Annotated in this window: 14 protein-coding genes; 2 read left to right on the forward strand and 12 right to left on the reverse strand. The window is 61.1% G+C overall.

The window, feature by feature from the left end; translation table 11 throughout:
• Positions 1-67 precede the first annotated feature (67 nt).
• Complete coding sequence (locus tag ACM6IP_RS14795) at positions 68-472, forward strand: MerR family transcriptional regulator (RefSeq protein WP_159995442.1); 405 nt, start codon at positions 68-70, stop codon at positions 470-472.
• A 73-nt stretch (positions 473-545) separates the two neighbouring features.
• On the opposite strand, the gene ACM6IP_RS14800 is transcribed toward ACM6IP_RS14795, so the two are convergent.
• From ACM6IP_RS14800 to ACM6IP_RS14850, 11 genes are all read right to left on the reverse strand, one after another.
• The gene (locus ACM6IP_RS14800) at positions 546-1277 is read right to left on the reverse strand and encodes a CPBP family intramembrane glutamic endopeptidase (protein WP_320334339.1); all 732 of its coding nucleotides are present in this window, start codon (positions 1275-1277) and stop codon (positions 546-548) included.
• Positions 1278-1581: 304 nt separating this feature from the next.
• Positions 1582-1788, reverse strand: coding sequence for a hypothetical protein (locus tag ACM6IP_RS14805; RefSeq protein WP_414861749.1), 207 nt, complete (start codon positions 1786-1788; stop codon positions 1582-1584).
• Between the two features lie 120 nt (positions 1789-1908).
• Complete coding sequence (locus tag ACM6IP_RS14810) at positions 1909-3327, reverse strand: aldehyde dehydrogenase family protein (RefSeq protein WP_414861750.1); 1419 nt, start codon at positions 3325-3327, stop codon at positions 1909-1911.
• Positions 3328-3341: 14 nt separating this feature from the next.
• Positions 3342-4667, reverse strand: a complete 1326-nt coding sequence (locus ACM6IP_RS14815; protein ID WP_401130629.1) for an aminotransferase class III-fold pyridoxal phosphate-dependent enzyme — start codon at positions 4665-4667, stop codon at positions 3342-3344.
• Positions 4664-6181, reverse strand: coding sequence for a serine hydrolase domain-containing protein (locus tag ACM6IP_RS14820; RefSeq protein WP_414861751.1), 1518 nt, complete (start codon positions 6179-6181; stop codon positions 4664-4666). Before ACM6IP_RS14820 ends, ACM6IP_RS14815 begins: the two co-directional genes overlap by 4 nt.
• Before the next feature lie 67 nt (positions 6182-6248).
• Positions 6249-7529 carry an OprD family porin gene (locus ACM6IP_RS14825; RefSeq protein ID WP_401130633.1) on the reverse strand — a complete coding sequence of 427 codons (1281 nt, stop codon included), beginning with the start codon at positions 7527-7529 and terminating at the stop codon, positions 6249-6251.
• Positions 7530-7659: 130 nt separating this feature from the next.
• Entirely contained in the window at positions 7660-9291 is a 1632-nt protein-coding gene (locus ACM6IP_RS14830; protein ID WP_414861752.1) for an ABC transporter ATP-binding protein, read from the reverse strand.
• Between the two features lie 2 nt (positions 9292-9293).
• A complete protein-coding gene (locus ACM6IP_RS14835; protein ID WP_414861753.1) occupies positions 9294-10163 on the reverse strand; it encodes an ABC transporter permease in 870 nt (289 codons plus the stop codon).
• Positions 10160-11101 carry an ABC transporter permease gene (locus tag ACM6IP_RS14840; protein ID WP_159995430.1) on the reverse strand — a complete coding sequence of 314 codons (942 nt, stop codon included), beginning with the start codon at positions 11099-11101 and terminating at the stop codon, positions 10160-10162. Before ACM6IP_RS14840 ends, ACM6IP_RS14835 begins: the two co-directional genes overlap by 4 nt.
• 11 nt (positions 11102-11112) lie before the next feature.
• Positions 11113-12681: an ABC transporter substrate-binding protein gene (locus ACM6IP_RS14845; RefSeq protein ID WP_414861754.1), complete on the reverse strand. Its 1569-nt coding sequence runs from the start codon at positions 12679-12681 to the stop codon at positions 11113-11115.
• A 125-nt stretch (positions 12682-12806) separates the two neighbouring features.
• The gene (locus ACM6IP_RS14850; protein ID WP_414861755.1) at positions 12807-13685 is read right to left on the reverse strand and encodes an alpha/beta hydrolase; all 879 of its coding nucleotides are present in this window, start codon (positions 13683-13685) and stop codon (positions 12807-12809) included.
• Positions 13686-13817: 132 nt separating this feature from the next.
• Here ACM6IP_RS14850 and ACM6IP_RS14855 point away from each other — a divergent pair, with 132 nt between their 5' ends.
• Positions 13818-14696, forward strand: a complete 879-nt coding sequence (locus tag ACM6IP_RS14855; protein ID WP_095169714.1) for a LysR family transcriptional regulator — start codon at positions 13818-13820, stop codon at positions 14694-14696.
• Between the two features lie 319 nt (positions 14697-15015).
• On the opposite strand, the gene ACM6IP_RS14860 is transcribed toward ACM6IP_RS14855, so the two are convergent.
• The gene (locus tag ACM6IP_RS14860; RefSeq protein WP_414861756.1) at positions 15016-15933 is read right to left on the reverse strand and encodes a LysR family transcriptional regulator; all 918 of its coding nucleotides are present in this window, start codon (positions 15931-15933) and stop codon (positions 15016-15018) included.
• Between the last annotated feature and the right edge of the window lies 1 nt (position 15934).

A 15934-nucleotide genomic window follows, 5' to 3' on the forward strand; every position in this document is an offset into this window, starting at 1 on the left:
TTCCTTGTTTAAGGTGAGAAATCAAGCGTAAACTATCGACCCAACTCTACAGTCAAGCGATGTTTTCATGAAAATCGGCGAACTCGAAGCCCGCAGCGGCGCCAGCCGCCATACGCTGCGTTACTACGAACAAATCGGCCTGATCTCACCGCTGCGGCAAACTAACAACTATCGCGTTTACACCACGCAAACGCTGCAGGATCTGGACTTTATCCAGCGCGCGCAAAGCATGGGGTTTTCCCTGGGGGAAATAGGCGAGATTCTGGATGCGCAGCGCAACAAGCTGATCGATTGTGCTGACGGCGCTAAGTTAATTGAAAAAAAGATGGCAGAAATCAAACAGAAAATCGCCAGCTTCCAAAGCATCTATCAGTATCTGGATCAAGAGCGTGCAAACCTCGAAGCCAGTGCTGCCAAGCAGCTTGAACTTCAGCAACTGAGTAACCCTTCCAACCGAACTGTCAGCATCTGAGAAACCGAAGCTGCATCGGCAGTCGCGTGAGCACACCCTTCAAATATGCATACGGATCATGGCCGTTAGGCCACTACATGGGCACGGCAATCAGCACTATCGCCGTCCCATGTGCGGCTATGGCAGCACTTACGCCATAGCGCATGCGCACCAAAGCGCAGACCAGCCCCTCAACCAGCGTGAACAGTAAAATCGGCCAGCCAATCCGGGTAACGCTCAGTGCCAGGAACGAATGGCAGGCGGCGAAGGCGATAGCACTGATCAGGGCTGCTCGTAGTGCACAAGTGTGCTGTTCGAGGTGTCCTTGCAGGAAACCGCGAAACAGCACCTCTTCCAGCGCGTTGCCGCCGTAGGCCAGCACGACCATGCCCAGCAACCAAGGCCAGTACCCTGCTATCTCGCCTACATCGGTGCCTTGATAGAGCCGCAGCGGGACACCGATCGCACAGCCGGCAGCGATGCCCAGGGCAAGTCCCGCGGCCAGGTTGCCCTTGCGCCAGACCACGAGTTTCCATAACTCGGGGGCGATCCGTGCCAGAGCGGCGATGATCGCCAGCGACAGAACGCCTAGCGTGGCCAGGACCAATGGATTTGAAATAAAGCCGATCTGCACGCCGCCACTCAGGGACCATAAGCGCAGCGGGGTCATCACATCGCGCATCAGTACGAAGGTCAGCAGCAGGATCACAATGCGTAGACCTGGCTGCGTCTTCGGTGTCAGCCAGAACCACAGGGCACAGAGGCAAAGACCTGGAAGCAGGTAAATACCGTAGTCGATGAGTAGCGAAAGTCCTTCTGCGATCATTTGGCCGTCCATGGGATGCGAAGCAAATGCTGAGGGTAGGCGCTGCGCAGCAAGCTGAGACTGTGTTTATCCCTGCCTGGTTATTAACGGAGTGAACCGTCGCAGCGTTTGTCGACGAGGTACCAGCTGGCTATTGCTCCTTCGCCTGCCGGAACTCCTCCCGGGTAGGCATCGTCCAGTCCTCGGCTGTTCTTTCATGCACCGAGTCATCGCGCAGCGCGCCATCGTAGGTGAACGTCAGCAAGTAAAATGCAAATGCGGTTGCGGCTAACGCGGCTCGACCCATGGGGTTCGCATCTTTGGATCATCCACCTGGGCCAAGCGCGACCCAACCGCCGCGACAGTACGCAAAGACTGCCTGGATAAGCCATCCGTGCACCAGCAGCGCGCCAAAGAAATTCGGTCCATCCCCGGCAAAACGCACAAAGGCGTTTACCAGGGCGGCCGCGATCATCAACGCCAGTAACCAGTACCGATAGCGCCTCAAGAATGCCAAGACGGTGCTTTCCATTCCCATACAACTCTATCCCTACTAACGATGGCCTGGACTTGCCATTTAACCATAAGGGTTCCAGGCAAGAAGGTTAATCAGGACCTTGATAGTCCCCCCCTTGGCACACGCCTCAAGCCGCTAGTAGCCGAACATCGACTTGCTCTCCAGGTACTCGTCAAACCCCTGCTCACCCCACTCACGTCCATTGCCCGACTGTTTGTATCCGCCAAACGGCGCGGCCTGGTCAGCACGCGCGCCGTTGATGTGGACCATCCCGGTACGCAGTTGGCGGGCCACCGCGCGACTGCGATCCAGGCTCGTCGAGGTGACGTACCCCGACAAACCGTAAAGGCTGTCGTTGGCAATGGCTATGGCCTCGGCTTCGCTGTCGTACGGCATGATCGCCAAGACCGGACCGAAGATTTCTTCACGTGCCACCCGCATATCCGCGGTGACGTCGGCAAATATCGTCGGTTGTACATAGTAGCCGCGCTGAACCCCTTGCGGCCGGCCCAGCCCTCCGGCGACCAACCGCGACCCATCGGTCATCGCCTGCGCGATCATCGCCTGTACACGCTCGAACTGCACGGCGTTCGCCACCGGGCCGATGGCTGACGCCGGGTTACTGTCGTCGAAGCACACCTGCGCCAGCACGTCCCTGGCGATATCAATCACCGCCTGTTGCTGGGCGCGGGGCACCAGCAGCCGCGTCGGCGCATTGCACGACTGGCCACTGTTGCGGATACACCCCAAGACCCCGTGGCGCACCGCGTCGGGCAGGACGGCATCGTCCAGCAGGATGTTCGCCGATTTTCCGCCCAGCTCCTGGGACACCCGCTTGACCGTATCGGCCGCCGCCTTCGCCACGGCAATGCCAGCGCCGGTCGAGCCGGTAAAGGACACCATGTCCACGTCGGCATGGCGTGCCAGCGCGGTACCCACGCCAGGACCGTCGCCGTTGACCAGGTTGAACACGCCTTTGGGCACCCCGGCCTCATGCAGGATTTGCGCGAGGATCAGCGCCGACAGCGGCGCGCGCTCACTCGGCTTGAGGACCACGGTGCAGCCCACCGCGAGGGCGGGCGCGAGCTTGCAGGTGAGTTGATTGAGCGGCCAGTTCCAGGGCGTGATCAAGGCGCATACGCCAATCGGCTCACGCACTACCAGCGTATTGCCCAGGCGCCGTTCGAAGCGGTACTCGCGCAACACCTGTAGCGCCTGCGTCAGATGGCCCAGCCCCGCCGGCACATGGGCGCTGCGGGCCAGGGACAGCGGCGCGCCCATCTCCAGGTGAACCGCTTCGATCAACGCTTCGCTGTGGCGTTGGTAGCCTTCGATAATGCGCTGCAGCAGGTCGATACGCGCTTGCAGCGAACTCGCGGCAAACGTCGGGAACGCCTGGCGAGCCGCACTGACTGCACGGTCTACATCCTGCGCGTCACCCAGGATTATCCGCGCCACCGCCTGCTCGGTGGACGGGTTCACCACTGTTTCGACGGTTTCACCATGGGGTCTGACCCAGGCGCCGTCGATGTAGAACTCAAACGAATCGGACATGCCATCGACTCCCATCAGGCGACCTGTTGCAACGCATCCGCCAAGGTGTCGAACACCTGGGCGATCTCCTGCGGGCTGATCACCAGCGGCGGCGAAATCACGATGGTATCGCCCGAGCCGCGCACCAGTACGCCGTGCTCGAAGCACCACTGCGCCACTTCGCTGCCCCGTGCGCCGGCGGCACCGGGGCGCGGTTCGAGTTCGACGGCGCACAGCAAACCGACGGTGCGGACGTCGAGCACCGGGCCAACACCGCGCAGCGTCAGCGCGGCTGACTGCCAGAGCCCGCTGACCGCGTTGACGTGTTGATTGATGCCCAATTCACGATGCAACTCGATGGTCGCCAACCCGGCCGCACACGCCAATGGATGCGCCGAATAGGTGTAGCCGTGCATCAGCTCGATGACATTGGTTGGCCCGGCCATGAACGCTTCATACACCGCGCCGCTGACCAGCACACCGCCCATGGGTACGGCGCCGTTGGTCAGGCCTTTCGCCGTGGTGATCAGGTCCGGTGTCACGCCGAAGGCTTGCGCGGCAAAGCTGGCCCCGACACGGCCGAAGCCGGTAATCACTTCGTCGAAAATCAACAGCACGCCGTGCCGGGTGCAAATCTCGCGCAGGCGTTGCAAGTAACCCTGGGGCGGCGGGTAGACACCGCCGGAGCCAGTCACCGGCTCAACGATCACCGCGGCCACGGTGCTCGGGTCCTGGATCTCCAGCAGCTGTGACAGTGCATCGGCATAACTGGCGCCCTGCTGTGGCAGTCCCGCGCTGAAACGCATCTGCGCGTCATAAGGCAGCGGCAGGTGTGACACCTCCCCCAGCAGCGGGCCAAACTCACGTTTCTGCCGGCCGATACCCGACACCGACAGCCCGCCAAAGCCCATGCCGTGGTAACCCTTGGCCCGCCCGATAAACTTGGTCCGGCGGCTGTCGCCCCGGGCCTGGTGATAGGCCCGAGCAATTTTCAGCGAAGTGTCGACCGCCTCGGAACCTGAGTTGGTGAAGAACACCTGCTCGATGCCGGCCGGGCTGATTTCGATCAAACGCTCGGCCATCTCCAGGGCGTGGGGATGGCTCATCTTGAATGAGGAGACAAAGTCCAGGCGCCCCGCCGCTTCGCGAATCGCCTCGACGATTTTTGCCTGGCCATGTCCGGCGTTGACGCACCACAACCCCGCCATCGCATCGAGTACCCGTCGGCCATCGGTGGTGGTGTAGTACATGCCGTCGGCGCTGGCGAACATCATCGGTTGCTGCTGGAACTGGCGCATCGGGGTAAACGGTGCCCAGAACGCGCTGGACCGGGAACCTGATGGGTTGGACAGATCGTTCATAGCGACTCCTGCAAAGTACTGGTTGGATGGCCGGTCAGCGTCGGGCGCTGCAACGGGCCAGCGTTAACGTTGACGCGGCGGTCCACAGACAAGCTGCCGCGCTCGATGCGGCAAGTGACGTGGTCACAAAAGGCGGTTTCGACAAATTGCCAGGTCATGCTCAACGCGCCGTCCTCGGTCCAGCGCGCCTGCGCCACCACCGGGGTGATTTGCGGCTGGTATTGGTGATGTAGATAGTGTCCGGTCATGCTGGTCTGGCTTTCGATACCGTCGGCAAGTCCTGCGCGAATGCAGTGGGTGCCACGCGGGTCGGTGAGGTAAAAGTCGCAATGGTCGGGGCCAAACTCCAGGCGTATCGTGCTGACCTGATCTTCATTGGCCTCCATCACAAACGTGCCGCTGAACTGCGCCTGATGCGGCGAGGTCGACGCACCTGTCATAACCGGCCGCCGCTGATTGGCCAACTGCACGGCAAGATCGGCATCTGCCGCGCAGTCGCCGGGCACGCCCAACGCAGGCACCAGGTGCTCCCACAGCAGGCTATGCAGGCGCCTTTCACCCAATGGCAGCCCGGCGGTAAACGCAATCACCGCGTTGTGTTGCGGCAGCACGATGCACTGCTGGCCAAACACCCCGGAGGCGTAATAGCCGCCATGCAGGGTCATCCACCACTGGTAGCCATAGCCCTCGCGGCGCGTCACAGCCCCATTGCTCGACTCGTCGCGACCCAGGTAGCGCTTGCCATCGAAGGCCCCCATCCATACATCGTCGACGTGCCCGCGCGTGGCCTGCGCCACCCACTCTCTGGACAGTAACTGCTGCCCCTCCCAGTTACCTTGCTGCAAGTGCAGCACGCCGAACTTGAGCAAGTCCTCGGTGCTGCAACTCAAGCCATTGCCACCCGTGTTGAAGCCACCCGGTGCCAGGTCCCACTCGATGCGGCCCATGCCCATGGGTTGGAACAGACGGGTGTTGCACAACTCGAACGCCGTTTGGCCGCTGACCACGCTGACAATGGCCGAGAGCATGAAGCTCGACGCGCTGCTGTAGATGAAGTGCTGCCCTGGCAGGTCTGCAACCGGCTCATTGAGGAACAACTTCACCCAACTTTCACTGCGCCCCCGCCAGGCCCCGCCAGAAATACCCTGGCGATGCCCGGTGCGCATGGTCAGCAAATCGCCCACGGTCATGGCGGCCAGGTTGGCGCTGACCGGTTTCGGGCAGTCGGCGGCGAAAAAATCCACCACCTTGGCGTCCAGTGACAGCACGCCGTCATCAACCAATAGCCCAATGGCCATGGACACCCAGCTCTTGGTTGCCGAATGCTGCACATGGAGTCGGTCGGCACGGTAAGGCGCCCAAAATGCTTCAGCCACCACCGCACCGTCGCGGTACAGCATGAAACTGTGCAACTGAAGGCCCGCAGCGTTCACCGCATCGATGAACTCACTCACGCCACGCGCCGATACGCGTTGTTGGCTGGGCAATGCCCGCCGCAACGGCAAACTCGTCATCTGATCTATCCCCTCATTTCCATTGCCTGGGCGTGCAACAGGCTGCCCCTGCTGCACGCCGTCACTGCTACCAGAGCGCTACGGTGTAGCCGACGATCACTCGGTTTTCATTGGTGTCACGGGCGAAGTTGCTGGTGGCGCTAGCGTTCTGCCAACGCAGCGACACGTCCTTGAAAGTGCCGCTCTGCACCACATAGCCGAGACTCAGATCGCGTTCCCACTCGCGCCCTTCGCCGTCGAAGCCAATGACCTTGGCGTTGTCGCCCTTGGCATAACGCGTCGAGAACAGCAGGCCGGGAATGCCCAGCGTGGCGAAGTCATAGTCATAACGGGCGTGCCACACGCGCTCGCCGGTCTGGGAGAAGTTCGCCAGTTGGTACTCGGTGAACAGGTACGTGTTGGTGCCGTCGACATAGGTGAACGGCGTCGAACCGTACTGCTCCTGGTAACCGCCACTCAGGTTGTGGCCATGCAGGCCATAGCCCACACGCGTACTCAACGCACGGTTATCGACTTTGCCGGCCAGCCCTGCGGCATCTTCGCTCGCGTCGAAGTAGCGGATGTCCGTCTTGAACGTGCCGGGGCCCCACTTGAAGCTGTTTTTCAAGCCCAGGTAATGCTGACGGTACAAGCTCTCCAGTTGCGCGAACTGGTAAGTGGCGATGGTGCTCGGCGTCAGCTTGTACTCACCGCCGGCGTAGCGGAACTCATCGCTTTTGGCGCTGCTTTTGTACGCGCCGTACTGGCTGGTGAGGCCCATGTCTTCGTAGTTGGTCGAATCGCGCTGCTTGACCTGATCCAGTTGACCCACGGTCAGGGTCAACTGGTCGATGTCCCTGGAGGTCAGCGCGGTGCCGCTGAAACTCTGCGGGAACAGACGACTGAGGTTCGGTTGCAGGGTGGGCAGGTCAGGCACCATATAGCCCACACGCAGCTCGCTTTGCGCCAGGCGCGCCTTGCCGGTGACGCCGAGCTTGGAGTAGTTGTCGTGGGCACGGCGGGCATAGCTGGGGGCGCCCGGTTCGGCGACGCTTGAGCGGGACAACAGCCCGGTGCCCGAGTTGTCCGGGCTCGAATCGAGCTTCATCCCGAACATGCCAACCGCGTCGAGGCCAAAACCGACGGTGCCTTCGGTAAAACCCGATTGGACGTTGAGGGTGAAGCCCTGTGCCCACTCGGCGCGCTTGCTCTGGCCGCTGGACTCGCGATAGTCGCGGTTGAAGTAATAGTTCTTCAGTTCAAGCGCAGCCTTGCTGTCGGCGACGAAGTCAGCCTGGGCAAACAAGGGCATGAAACCGGCGCCCATGACACTGGCACTGGCGAGGACTGTGTTGAAGCGGATATTCATGTGTAGGTTCCTGGCAGACAGGGTGAGTGGAGTTGTTTTTGTTTTCTTCGGCCATGGCTTCGCCTGCTTCGCCAATCAGCGATTGACGAAGGGTGGGTTTGCAAAGCACAGGCCTGGGGTGTTGCAGTACCTAAATCACGCTGGCACGGAGGCGGTAGCTGCCATCCGCACGTTTTTCCAAGGGGCTGGCCGCCGCGAGCAGCCGGCGGGTGTAAGGGTGTTGTGGAGTGTCGAAAATCCTCTCGCGCGGGCCCATTTCCACCACCTCACCCTGGTTCATCACTGCCACGCGATGGGCAATGCGCTCCACCGCCGACAGGTCGTGGGAGATGAACAGGCAGGCGAACCCGTATTGGCGCTGCAGGCGTTCGAACAACTCCAGAATCTGCTTTTGAATGGTCATGTCCAACGCCGAAATCGGCTCGTCGGCAATCACCAGTTTCGGCCGCCGGACCAGCGCTCGGCCAATCGCCACGCGCTGGCGCTGGCCACCCGAGAGTTGATGGGCAAAACGCTCACGGAACTGCTCGGGCAAGCCCACATCGAGCAGTGTGTCGGTGACCCGCTGGCGTTTTTGCGCAGCCGTCAGGCCCGGTTCATGGCGCAGCGGCTCGGCGATGATCTGGCCCACGGTCATGCGCGGATCGAGGGATGAATACGGGTCCTGGAAAATCATCTGGCATTGCAGGCGGTGCGCACGGTTGGCGGCCTTGAGGATATCCACGCCCTGGAACAGGATCGACCCGGCGCATGGCGTGACTAACCCGACCACGGCACGGCCGAGGGTGGTCTTGCCCGAACCACTGCCACCGACCAAGGCCAGGGTCTCGCCCGGTGCGATGCTCAGGTTCACCGAATGCACCACCCGCTTGGGCACGCTGCGCCCCCAAAAGCTGCGCGGCCCCGGATGTTCGATGCACACATCCTGGACCTGCAACAGCGCACTTTCGGCCGCTGGCAATGGCACCAGCGCGCCGCGCCGTGGTAGCGCTTCAAGCAACTGGCGGGTGTAGTCGGCCTTCGGCGCGAACAGGATGTCTTCGATTCGGCCCTGCTCCACCGCCTTGCCCGCACGCATCACCACCACCTTGTGGGCATAACGCGCCACCAGGGACAGGTCATGGCTGATGAACAGAATGGCAGTGCCCTGCTCGCGGGTCAGCTCCAGCATCAACTCGATCACGTCCAGTTGTGCCAGGCAATCGAGTGCCGTGGTCGGCTCGTCAGCAATCAACAGCGCCGGGCGCAGCAGCATCACCGAGGCGAGCATGATGCGTTGGCGCATGCCACCGGAGAACTGGTGCGGATAGGATGCCAGGCATTTCTCGGCGTCCTTGATACCGATGCGCTGCAGCATATCGCTGCAACGCTGACGGATCGTCGCCGCGTCCAGCTCGGAGTGCAGCTTGAGCGCCTCGCTCATCTGCCGGCCAATGGTCAGTGCGGGGTTGAGCGAGACCATCGGTTCCTGGAACACCATGCCGATCCGCGCGCCGCGCACCCCACGCATCGCCTTGGCATTGCCGGGCTCCAACGGTTCACCCTGGAAGATGATTTGCCCGCCACACACGTTCATCGGCGCTGGCAGCAAGCCAATGGCCGCGCGTGCAGCCATGGTCTTGCCACTGCCGGACTCACCCACCAGTGCAACGATTTCCCCGGGAGCCATGGTGAAGCTGAAGTCGTCGACAGCCAGCGGACCGTCTGTACCGACACGAATCTGTAGATTTTCAACGGCCAGTAGTGGCACTGAAACGCTCATGCTCATTTCCTCATGCGCGGGTCGAGACGATCGCGCAAGGCATCGCCGAACAGATTGATAGCCAGCAACGTCAGGCTGATAAAGATGCCCGGGAAGATCCCCAGCCACGGTGCCGTCGAGATATAGGTGCGGCTTGCCGAGAGCATGCTGCCCCAGGTGGCAGCCGGCGGTGGCACGCCCAGGCCAAGGAAGCTCAGCGCGCTCTCCGAGAGCAAGGCCCAGCCGAACATGCTGGTGGCCAACACACACAACGGCGCCAGGCAGTTGGGGGTGATGTGGCGGAACATGGTGTACAGCTCTGAGTTGCCGATCACCCGTGAGGCCTCGATGAACTCCAGCTCACGCAACGACAACACGCTGCCACGCACGACCCGGACCACCGAGGGGGTGTAGGCGATGCCCAGGGCGAGCACGATTCCGTACTGGCTGGCACCCACGATCGCCATGATACCCAGGGCCATGAGGATCCCGGGAAACGCCAGCAGCGCATCGTTGAGCATCATCAGCACGCGGTCGGTCCAGCCGCGCAGGTAACCGGCGAGCATGCCGATCACTGTGCCGCAGATAACCGCCACGCTCACCGAGAGCAGGCTGATCCACAGGCTGGTGCGTGCACCAATGATCAAGCGGCTGAACACGTCACGGCCGAACTCGTCGGTGCCCAGCCAGTGCGTAGCGCTCGGCGCGTGCAGGCGCGACAACAAGTCCAGCTTGAGCGGGTCATAAGGTGTCCACACCACGCCGAGCAACGCCAGCAATACCAGTGCCGCGAGTAAACTGCCGCCGATCAAGGCATTCAACGGCGGGTAACGCCAGCTCCGTCGAGGCTGGGTATCCAGCCCGCTCGGCAAGGCGGGAGTCTTGAGGTTCATAGCTTCACCCTTGGATCGAACAGCGGATACACCAGATCCACTAACAGGTTGACCAACACGTAGATGCAGGTGATCAGCAGCAGGCAACCCTGCAGCACCGGATAGTCGCGGGAGAAGATCGCATCGACCATCAACCGGCCGATGCCGGGCAAGGTGAACACGGTTTCCAGGACTGCAATGCCGCCGAGCAGATTGCCCAGGATCAGCCCGATCAGGGTCCAGGTCGGCGCAAACGCATTGCGCAAGGCGTGATTCCACAGCACCGCGCCCTCTGACAATCCCTTGGCCCGAGCATGGGCGATGTACTCCAGGCGCAACACTTCAATGGTGCTGGCCCGTGCCATCCGCGCAATGGCGCCGAACTCCACCAGGGTCAGGGTAATGATCGGCAGCACCACATAGGTCACCGCCTTCATGGGATCGCTGGCGAAACCAACGTAGCCGATCACCGGCAACCAACCCAACTGAATGCCGAACACATACAGCAGCAACAAACCCAGCCAGAAGCTTGGCACCGACAACAGCAAGGTCGCCGTTGCCACCAGGCCCAGGTCCATCGCGCTGTTCTGCTTCCAGGCCGCGAGCAAGCCCACCGGTACCGCGAGCAGGGTCGCCAGCAACACCGCGACGAGCACCACCGTGGCGCTGACGCTGAAACGCTCGACCAGCAACTCCAACACGGGCTGGCGACTGCTGATGGACACCCCAAGGTCGCCACTGAGCACCGACTTGATCCAGATCAGGTACTGGGTCGGCACCGAGTGGTCCAGCCCCAGGCTGCTACGCATGTCGGCGAGGCTTTGCGGGTCGGCCATGTCGCCCAGCATCAGCAACGCGGGGTCGCCGGGAATCAGGCGGATCAAGGCAAATACAATCACCGAGATCAGCAGCAGGGTCGGCACCGCCATGCCGAGCCTGTGCAAGATGAATCGAAACATAGTGGTACGCCTTACTTGGAAGTGTCGGCCAGCTTCACGCCCCACAGGCGCGGCTTGGCAACGGGCCAGGAGCGGTACCCTTCAACGCGCTTGCCCATCGCGCCGATGGCGGTACCGTTGTAGATGGCCACCATTGGCACATCCTTGAGCATCAAGGTATGCAGCTTGTCGAACAGCGGCTGGCGCTTGGCAGGGTCAACCTCGCGCTGGACCTCACGCAATATCGCCAGGGCCTCGGGGTTGTCCCAGACTTTGCGCGGCTCCTTGTGCTTGTCGCCGATCACCGACTCGTAGCTTTGCGCCGCGTCGAAACGCCCCGAATAAGAGAACGACATCATCTGGTAGCTGCCGGTCTGGTAGCGCTCCAACTGCGTGCCCCACTCCAGGGTCTCCATCTCGATATTGAGCCCCGCCGCCTGGGTCATGGCCTGGCTGAGCAAGCCCATGTCGAACATCTGCGGGTAGCGCTTGTTGACCAGCATGCGGATCTTTTCACCGGCGTAACCCGCCTCTTTCAACAGGCGCCGGGCCTCGTCGAGGTTGTAGCTGTAACCCTGGTGCGCAGTGGCGTCGTAGTACGGGCTGGCGGTAGGAATCACCGAGTTGTTGACCACCGACAAACCATCGGACAACGCCGCCACCATCTGCGCGTAATCCAGGGACAGCGCCACCGCACGACGAATGCGCACGTCTTTGAGCAGTGGGTCACGGGTCTGGAACAACAGGCCGCTGATGGTCATGATCGGGCTGACCTGGATCTGCAGATTCTTGACCTTCTTGAGCTCCGCGGCGTCCATCGCCGTCACGTCCGGCAGTAGGTCCACGCCACCCGACAGCAGCGCAGCCTTGGCCGACGCCGAATCGGGGATCACCTCGAAACGCACCTTGTCGACAAACGCCTGCTTGTTGCCGGTGTACCCGTCCGCCTCGACCTCGGCCCGCGGGGAGTAATCCTTGAAGCGATCCAGCTCGACGTACTGGCCCTTTTGCCATTTGCCCAAGGTGAATGGACCGGTACCAATCGGTGCGCGCCAACTGCCATCGGCGGCAAGGGAGTCCGGATGCAGAATGCCGCTGCCGGTGCAATCCGGGCGGGCCATCGCAGCCAGGAACAAGCCATTGGCCTGGTCCAGCTGGAACACCACGGTCTGCGCATCGGGGGTGGAGACATCGACGATCTTGGCCGCGCCACGGCCATCGAACTCCGCCAGGCAGCGCCACTGGGTCTTGGGGTCAAGGTAGCGCTGCCAGGTCCATTGCACGTCCTTGGCCGTCAACAACTGGCCATTTTGAAAGTGCACCCCTTCGCGCAGGGTGAAGGTGTAGCGCAGGCCGTCCGGCGAGACGTCCACTGCGCTGGCCAGCATCGGCGCGATGCTGGTGTCTTCGCGATACGCCACCAGCCCTTCGACGATATGCATCATGACCGCATCGGTATTGTCGTCGCGGTTGACGCCTGGGTCGGTGCTGCGGATATCGCCATTGAGACCCACATTGATCACCTTGTCTTGCGCAACGGCAAGGGACACTGTGCATGTCGACATCGCGACGACGAGCGCGGTCTTTACGTAATTATTCACGGGAGAACGACTCCTTGAAGAAGTATTCCGGTCAGTGGCGAAGGCCAGGGCAGGACCGGCATCAGAATGAGTGAATCCTTAGTTATTGTTATACGGCCTGTTCTGAGTGCATCTGCAGTGCTGTATCAGCCAAGGCTGCGCTTGTGCCGCAGCACCTTGGCGAAAAAGTCCTGGGCCGCCGGCATGGCCTTGATGCCCTGGTGAGCCACGTTGGGTAACAGGTCGAAGTGCACCTGTACGCCGGCGGCTTGGAAACTTGCCTGCAAGCTGGCCAAGCGTTCCGGGCGTGTACGTCCGGCGGCGTTGGCACCGACCATGTAGTGCTTGCCGCCTTCGCGGTGGGTGATCTCCCAGGTCTCGAGGTCCGAGTCACCCACCACCATGTGCACCGGCAGTTGCTGCAAGGCTTGCAGGTTCAGCGGTTTGCCGAATCGCGCCGCGAAGTCCCGCACCCCTACCCACCAATCCTGGTCGGCATCCAGCAAGGTCACCGATCCCGGCGCACCGATGGACGCTGCCCAGAGTTTCTCTGGGTGCAAGTAGCAGAATCGATGAGTGAATTGTCCGCCACCGGAATAACCAAACAGCGCAAAGGTATCGAAGCGCCGACCATAACGTTTACCGACGCCGGCGATCATGTCGAGCAGGACCTGGTCGTAGCGGATATCGCCCTCGACCAACTGCTTGTAGCCGTCCCCATTGTTGTCACCCAGGACGCCGACCGGGAACAGTGGGGACAGAATCACGCAATCGTTCCAACGGCCAAATTCCGCGAAGCCATTGCGATAGATCTCCATCGCCCGGGTCGAGCCGTGCAGCGAGACCACCAGGTCCACTGGCCGGGTGCTGTCTTCAATCGCCTCAGGCACGTAGAGGGTGTAGGCAAAACGGCTGTCTTCGGTGTGTGAATACACGGTGGTAGCACCGAGGTGATACACGCTCTTGGCAGCACGCAGGGCCAGTTGTTCGGGGTTGTTATCTAACGTGGTGTCTAAATTGCTCATGTGGAAAGTTCGCCGAGTCAGTTCGGGAATGAGTATTGGGCGGAGGCTATAAAAAGAAAAACTAATTAAACTTTAGTTTGAGTAAACAAAACCTTTACGATGCAGCGATACCCCCTGACTACGGCCCTTGCCATGAGCAGTATTCGTTTTTTCAAGACCTTCATCGCCGTCGCCGAATACGGCAGCTTTGCCGCCGCCGCCGACCGCGTGGCCCTGACCAATGCCGCGGTCGGCCAGCAAATGCGCGCACTCGAAGAAGAGATGCGCCGACCGCTGTTCGACCGCAGTCATCGGCAGATCAAACTGAGCCGCGACGGGGTGTTGTTGCTGCCCAAAGCCAAGCGCCTGCTGGCGGACTACGAGCAAATGATCGCCGAAGCGCCCGAAGGCGTGGCGATGGAGGGTGAAGTGTCCATCGGCGGCATTACCTCCGGCATGGGCCTGCTCGCCAATTGCCTGGTGCAACTGAAAAAACTGCACCCGAGGATATCGGTCAACTTGATGACTGCCCGCTCCGACGAAGTGGTCAACCTGGTGCATGCCGCCAAGCTCGACGCCGCGCTGTTGATCGAGACCGCACGGCAAAACTTCGATGGACTGAGCTGGACCCTGCTCTACAACGAACCGATCGTCATGCTCGCCAATGCCACGCAAACCGCCGGCATTGACGATGCCGTGGAACTGCTGAGAACCCAGCCGTTTATTCGCTACGACAGGTCCACGGCAGTCGGGCGCAAGGTGCAGGCAATCATCAAGAGTGAGTCCGTCGAGCCGTTGGAAATTCTCGAACTGAACTCCATCATCGGCATCGCCGACCTGGTTCGCCAACAAGTCGGCGTGGCAATCGTGCCCTTGCTGAAAAACTTCGACTGGCACAAGGACCCCAGTCTGCGAGTGCTGCCACTGCCCGGCGACTTGGCGGTACGCCGGGTGGGGATACTGGAGCAAGGCACCAAAAGTGCAATTACCGGGGAGATTCGCAAGCTGCTGATGACGGCGGTGGCGAAGTGACCGTACCGTTACGCGATGTGCGTAGTACTTGTAGCAGCTGCCGAGCTCGCGAGGCTGCGTTCGAGGACGGAGTCCTCGCCGGGTTGGCGTAGGGCCTGGCGGCTGCTTCGCAGCCGAACGCAGCCTCGCGGGCTCGGCAGCTGCTACAGGTTCCTGTGATCGCGTAACGGCACAACATTGCGCCAAAGGCCGCCGACGCCATATGCCACCTGCCTTGAAAGCACTCATCGAATTCATCAGGGCGGGTGACTTGCAGATCTGATGCAGAACCCTCCCGACCGGCAACTGTGTTTCGAGTGGCGTGCGAGGTACCTTGAGATTATGTATTGGGTTGTGCCGGTTTCTTGCTGATATCAGGAAATAGAGTGGCGGCCACGTAATCCACGAAGACTCTCAGCTTGGGTGAAAGATGCCGGCTTGAAGGCCATAGCACTCGTAAGATGGTGTGGTCTCGATTGAAGCCATCCAGTACGGATACCAGGCTGCCAATTTCCAGTTGCTGGCGGATGGCAATGTCAGGCATGCAGGCGATGCCAAGACCTGACTCTGCGAAGCAAACCAGCGGTTCAAGTGTATTGGCCGTCATTGAACTGGCCAGATCAAAAGTGAGTGCCTGGCCTCCCCGGCTGAGTGGCCACTGGTCGACCTTGCCACTACTGGGGAAGCGGTACAGTAGACAGCGGTGCTGCATTAGATCCTCGGGGGTCTTCGGCACACCACATTGTTCGAAGTACTTCGGCGCACCCACCATGATACGGCGATAGCTTCCGAGCTTACGTGCCATCAACCGGGAATCACTCGGTTCTCCCGTGCGGATCACCGCATCAAATCCTTCCTCGATTACATCCACCAGACGATCAGTGCAGTCGATATCCAGTTCTATGTCGGGGTACTGGCGTTTGAATTCAGCGAATTGCGGCATGAACAGTAGACCGACGGAAGGCAGGCTAACGCGAAGCTTGCCGCGAGGTGTCTGGCTGGATTGCGCAAGCTCGTTTTCCGCCGCCTCTACCTCACCCAGGATGCGCCTGCAGCGTTCCAGGAATAGAGCACCTTCTGCAGTCAAGGAGACAGTTCGAGTCGACCGATGGAACAGTCGCGTAGCTAACCGCTCCTCCAGACGAGCGATAGCCTTGCTGACTGCTGATGCTGAGATGCCTAGTTGTTGCCCGGCAGTTGTGAAGCTGCGCGACTCACCGACACGAACGAAAACTTCGAGGGAACCAAGGCTTTCCATG

Source organism: Pseudomonas sp. IT-P176 (assembly GCF_949767245.1).
GTDB lineage: Bacteria > Pseudomonadota > Gammaproteobacteria > Pseudomonadales > Pseudomonadaceae > Aquipseudomonas.

Bases quoted from the DNA above. Each gene is read 5' to 3' on its own strand.
- ACM6IP_RS14820 (WP_414861751.1), bottom strand. From the start codon at position 6,181: ATGACGAGTTTGCCGTTGCGGCGGGCATTGCCCAGCCAACAACGCGTA.
- ACM6IP_RS14835 (WP_414861753.1), bottom strand. From the start codon at position 10,163: ATGAACCTCAAGACTCCCGCCTTGCCGAGCGGGCTGGATACCCAGCCT.
- ACM6IP_RS14825 (WP_401130633.1), bottom strand. From the start codon at position 7,529: ATGAATATCCGCTTCAACACAGTCCTCGCCAGTGCCAGTGTCATGGGC.
- ACM6IP_RS14830 (WP_414861752.1), bottom strand. From the start codon at position 9,291: ATGAGCGTTTCAGTGCCACTACTGGCCGTTGAAAATCTACAGATTCGT.
- ACM6IP_RS14810 (WP_414861750.1), bottom strand. From the start codon at position 3,327: ATGTCCGATTCGTTTGAGTTCTACATCGACGGCGCCTGGGTCAGACCC.
- ACM6IP_RS14800 (WP_320334339.1), bottom strand. From the start codon at position 1,277: ATGATCGCAGAAGGACTTTCGCTACTCATCGACTACGGTATTTACCTG.
- ACM6IP_RS14850 (WP_414861755.1), bottom strand. From the start codon at position 13,685: ATGAGCAATTTAGACACCACGTTAGATAACAACCCCGAACAACTGGCC.
- ACM6IP_RS14795 (WP_159995442.1), top strand. From the start codon at position 68: ATGAAAATCGGCGAACTCGAAGCCCGCAGCGGCGCCAGCCGCCATACG.
- ACM6IP_RS14805 (WP_414861749.1), bottom strand. From the start codon at position 1,788: ATGGAAAGCACCGTCTTGGCATTCTTGAGGCGCTATCGGTACTGGTTA.
- ACM6IP_RS14855 (WP_095169714.1), top strand. From the start codon at position 13,818: ATGAGCAGTATTCGTTTTTTCAAGACCTTCATCGCCGTCGCCGAATAC.
- ACM6IP_RS14840 (WP_159995430.1), bottom strand. From the start codon at position 11,101: ATGTTTCGATTCATCTTGCACAGGCTCGGCATGGCGGTGCCGACCCTG.
- ACM6IP_RS14815 (WP_401130629.1), bottom strand. From the start codon at position 4,667: ATGAACGATCTGTCCAACCCATCAGGTTCCCGGTCCAGCGCGTTCTGG.
- ACM6IP_RS14860 (WP_414861756.1), bottom strand. From the start codon at position 15,933: ATGGAAAGCCTTGGTTCCCTCGAAGTTTTCGTTCGTGTCGGTGAGTCG.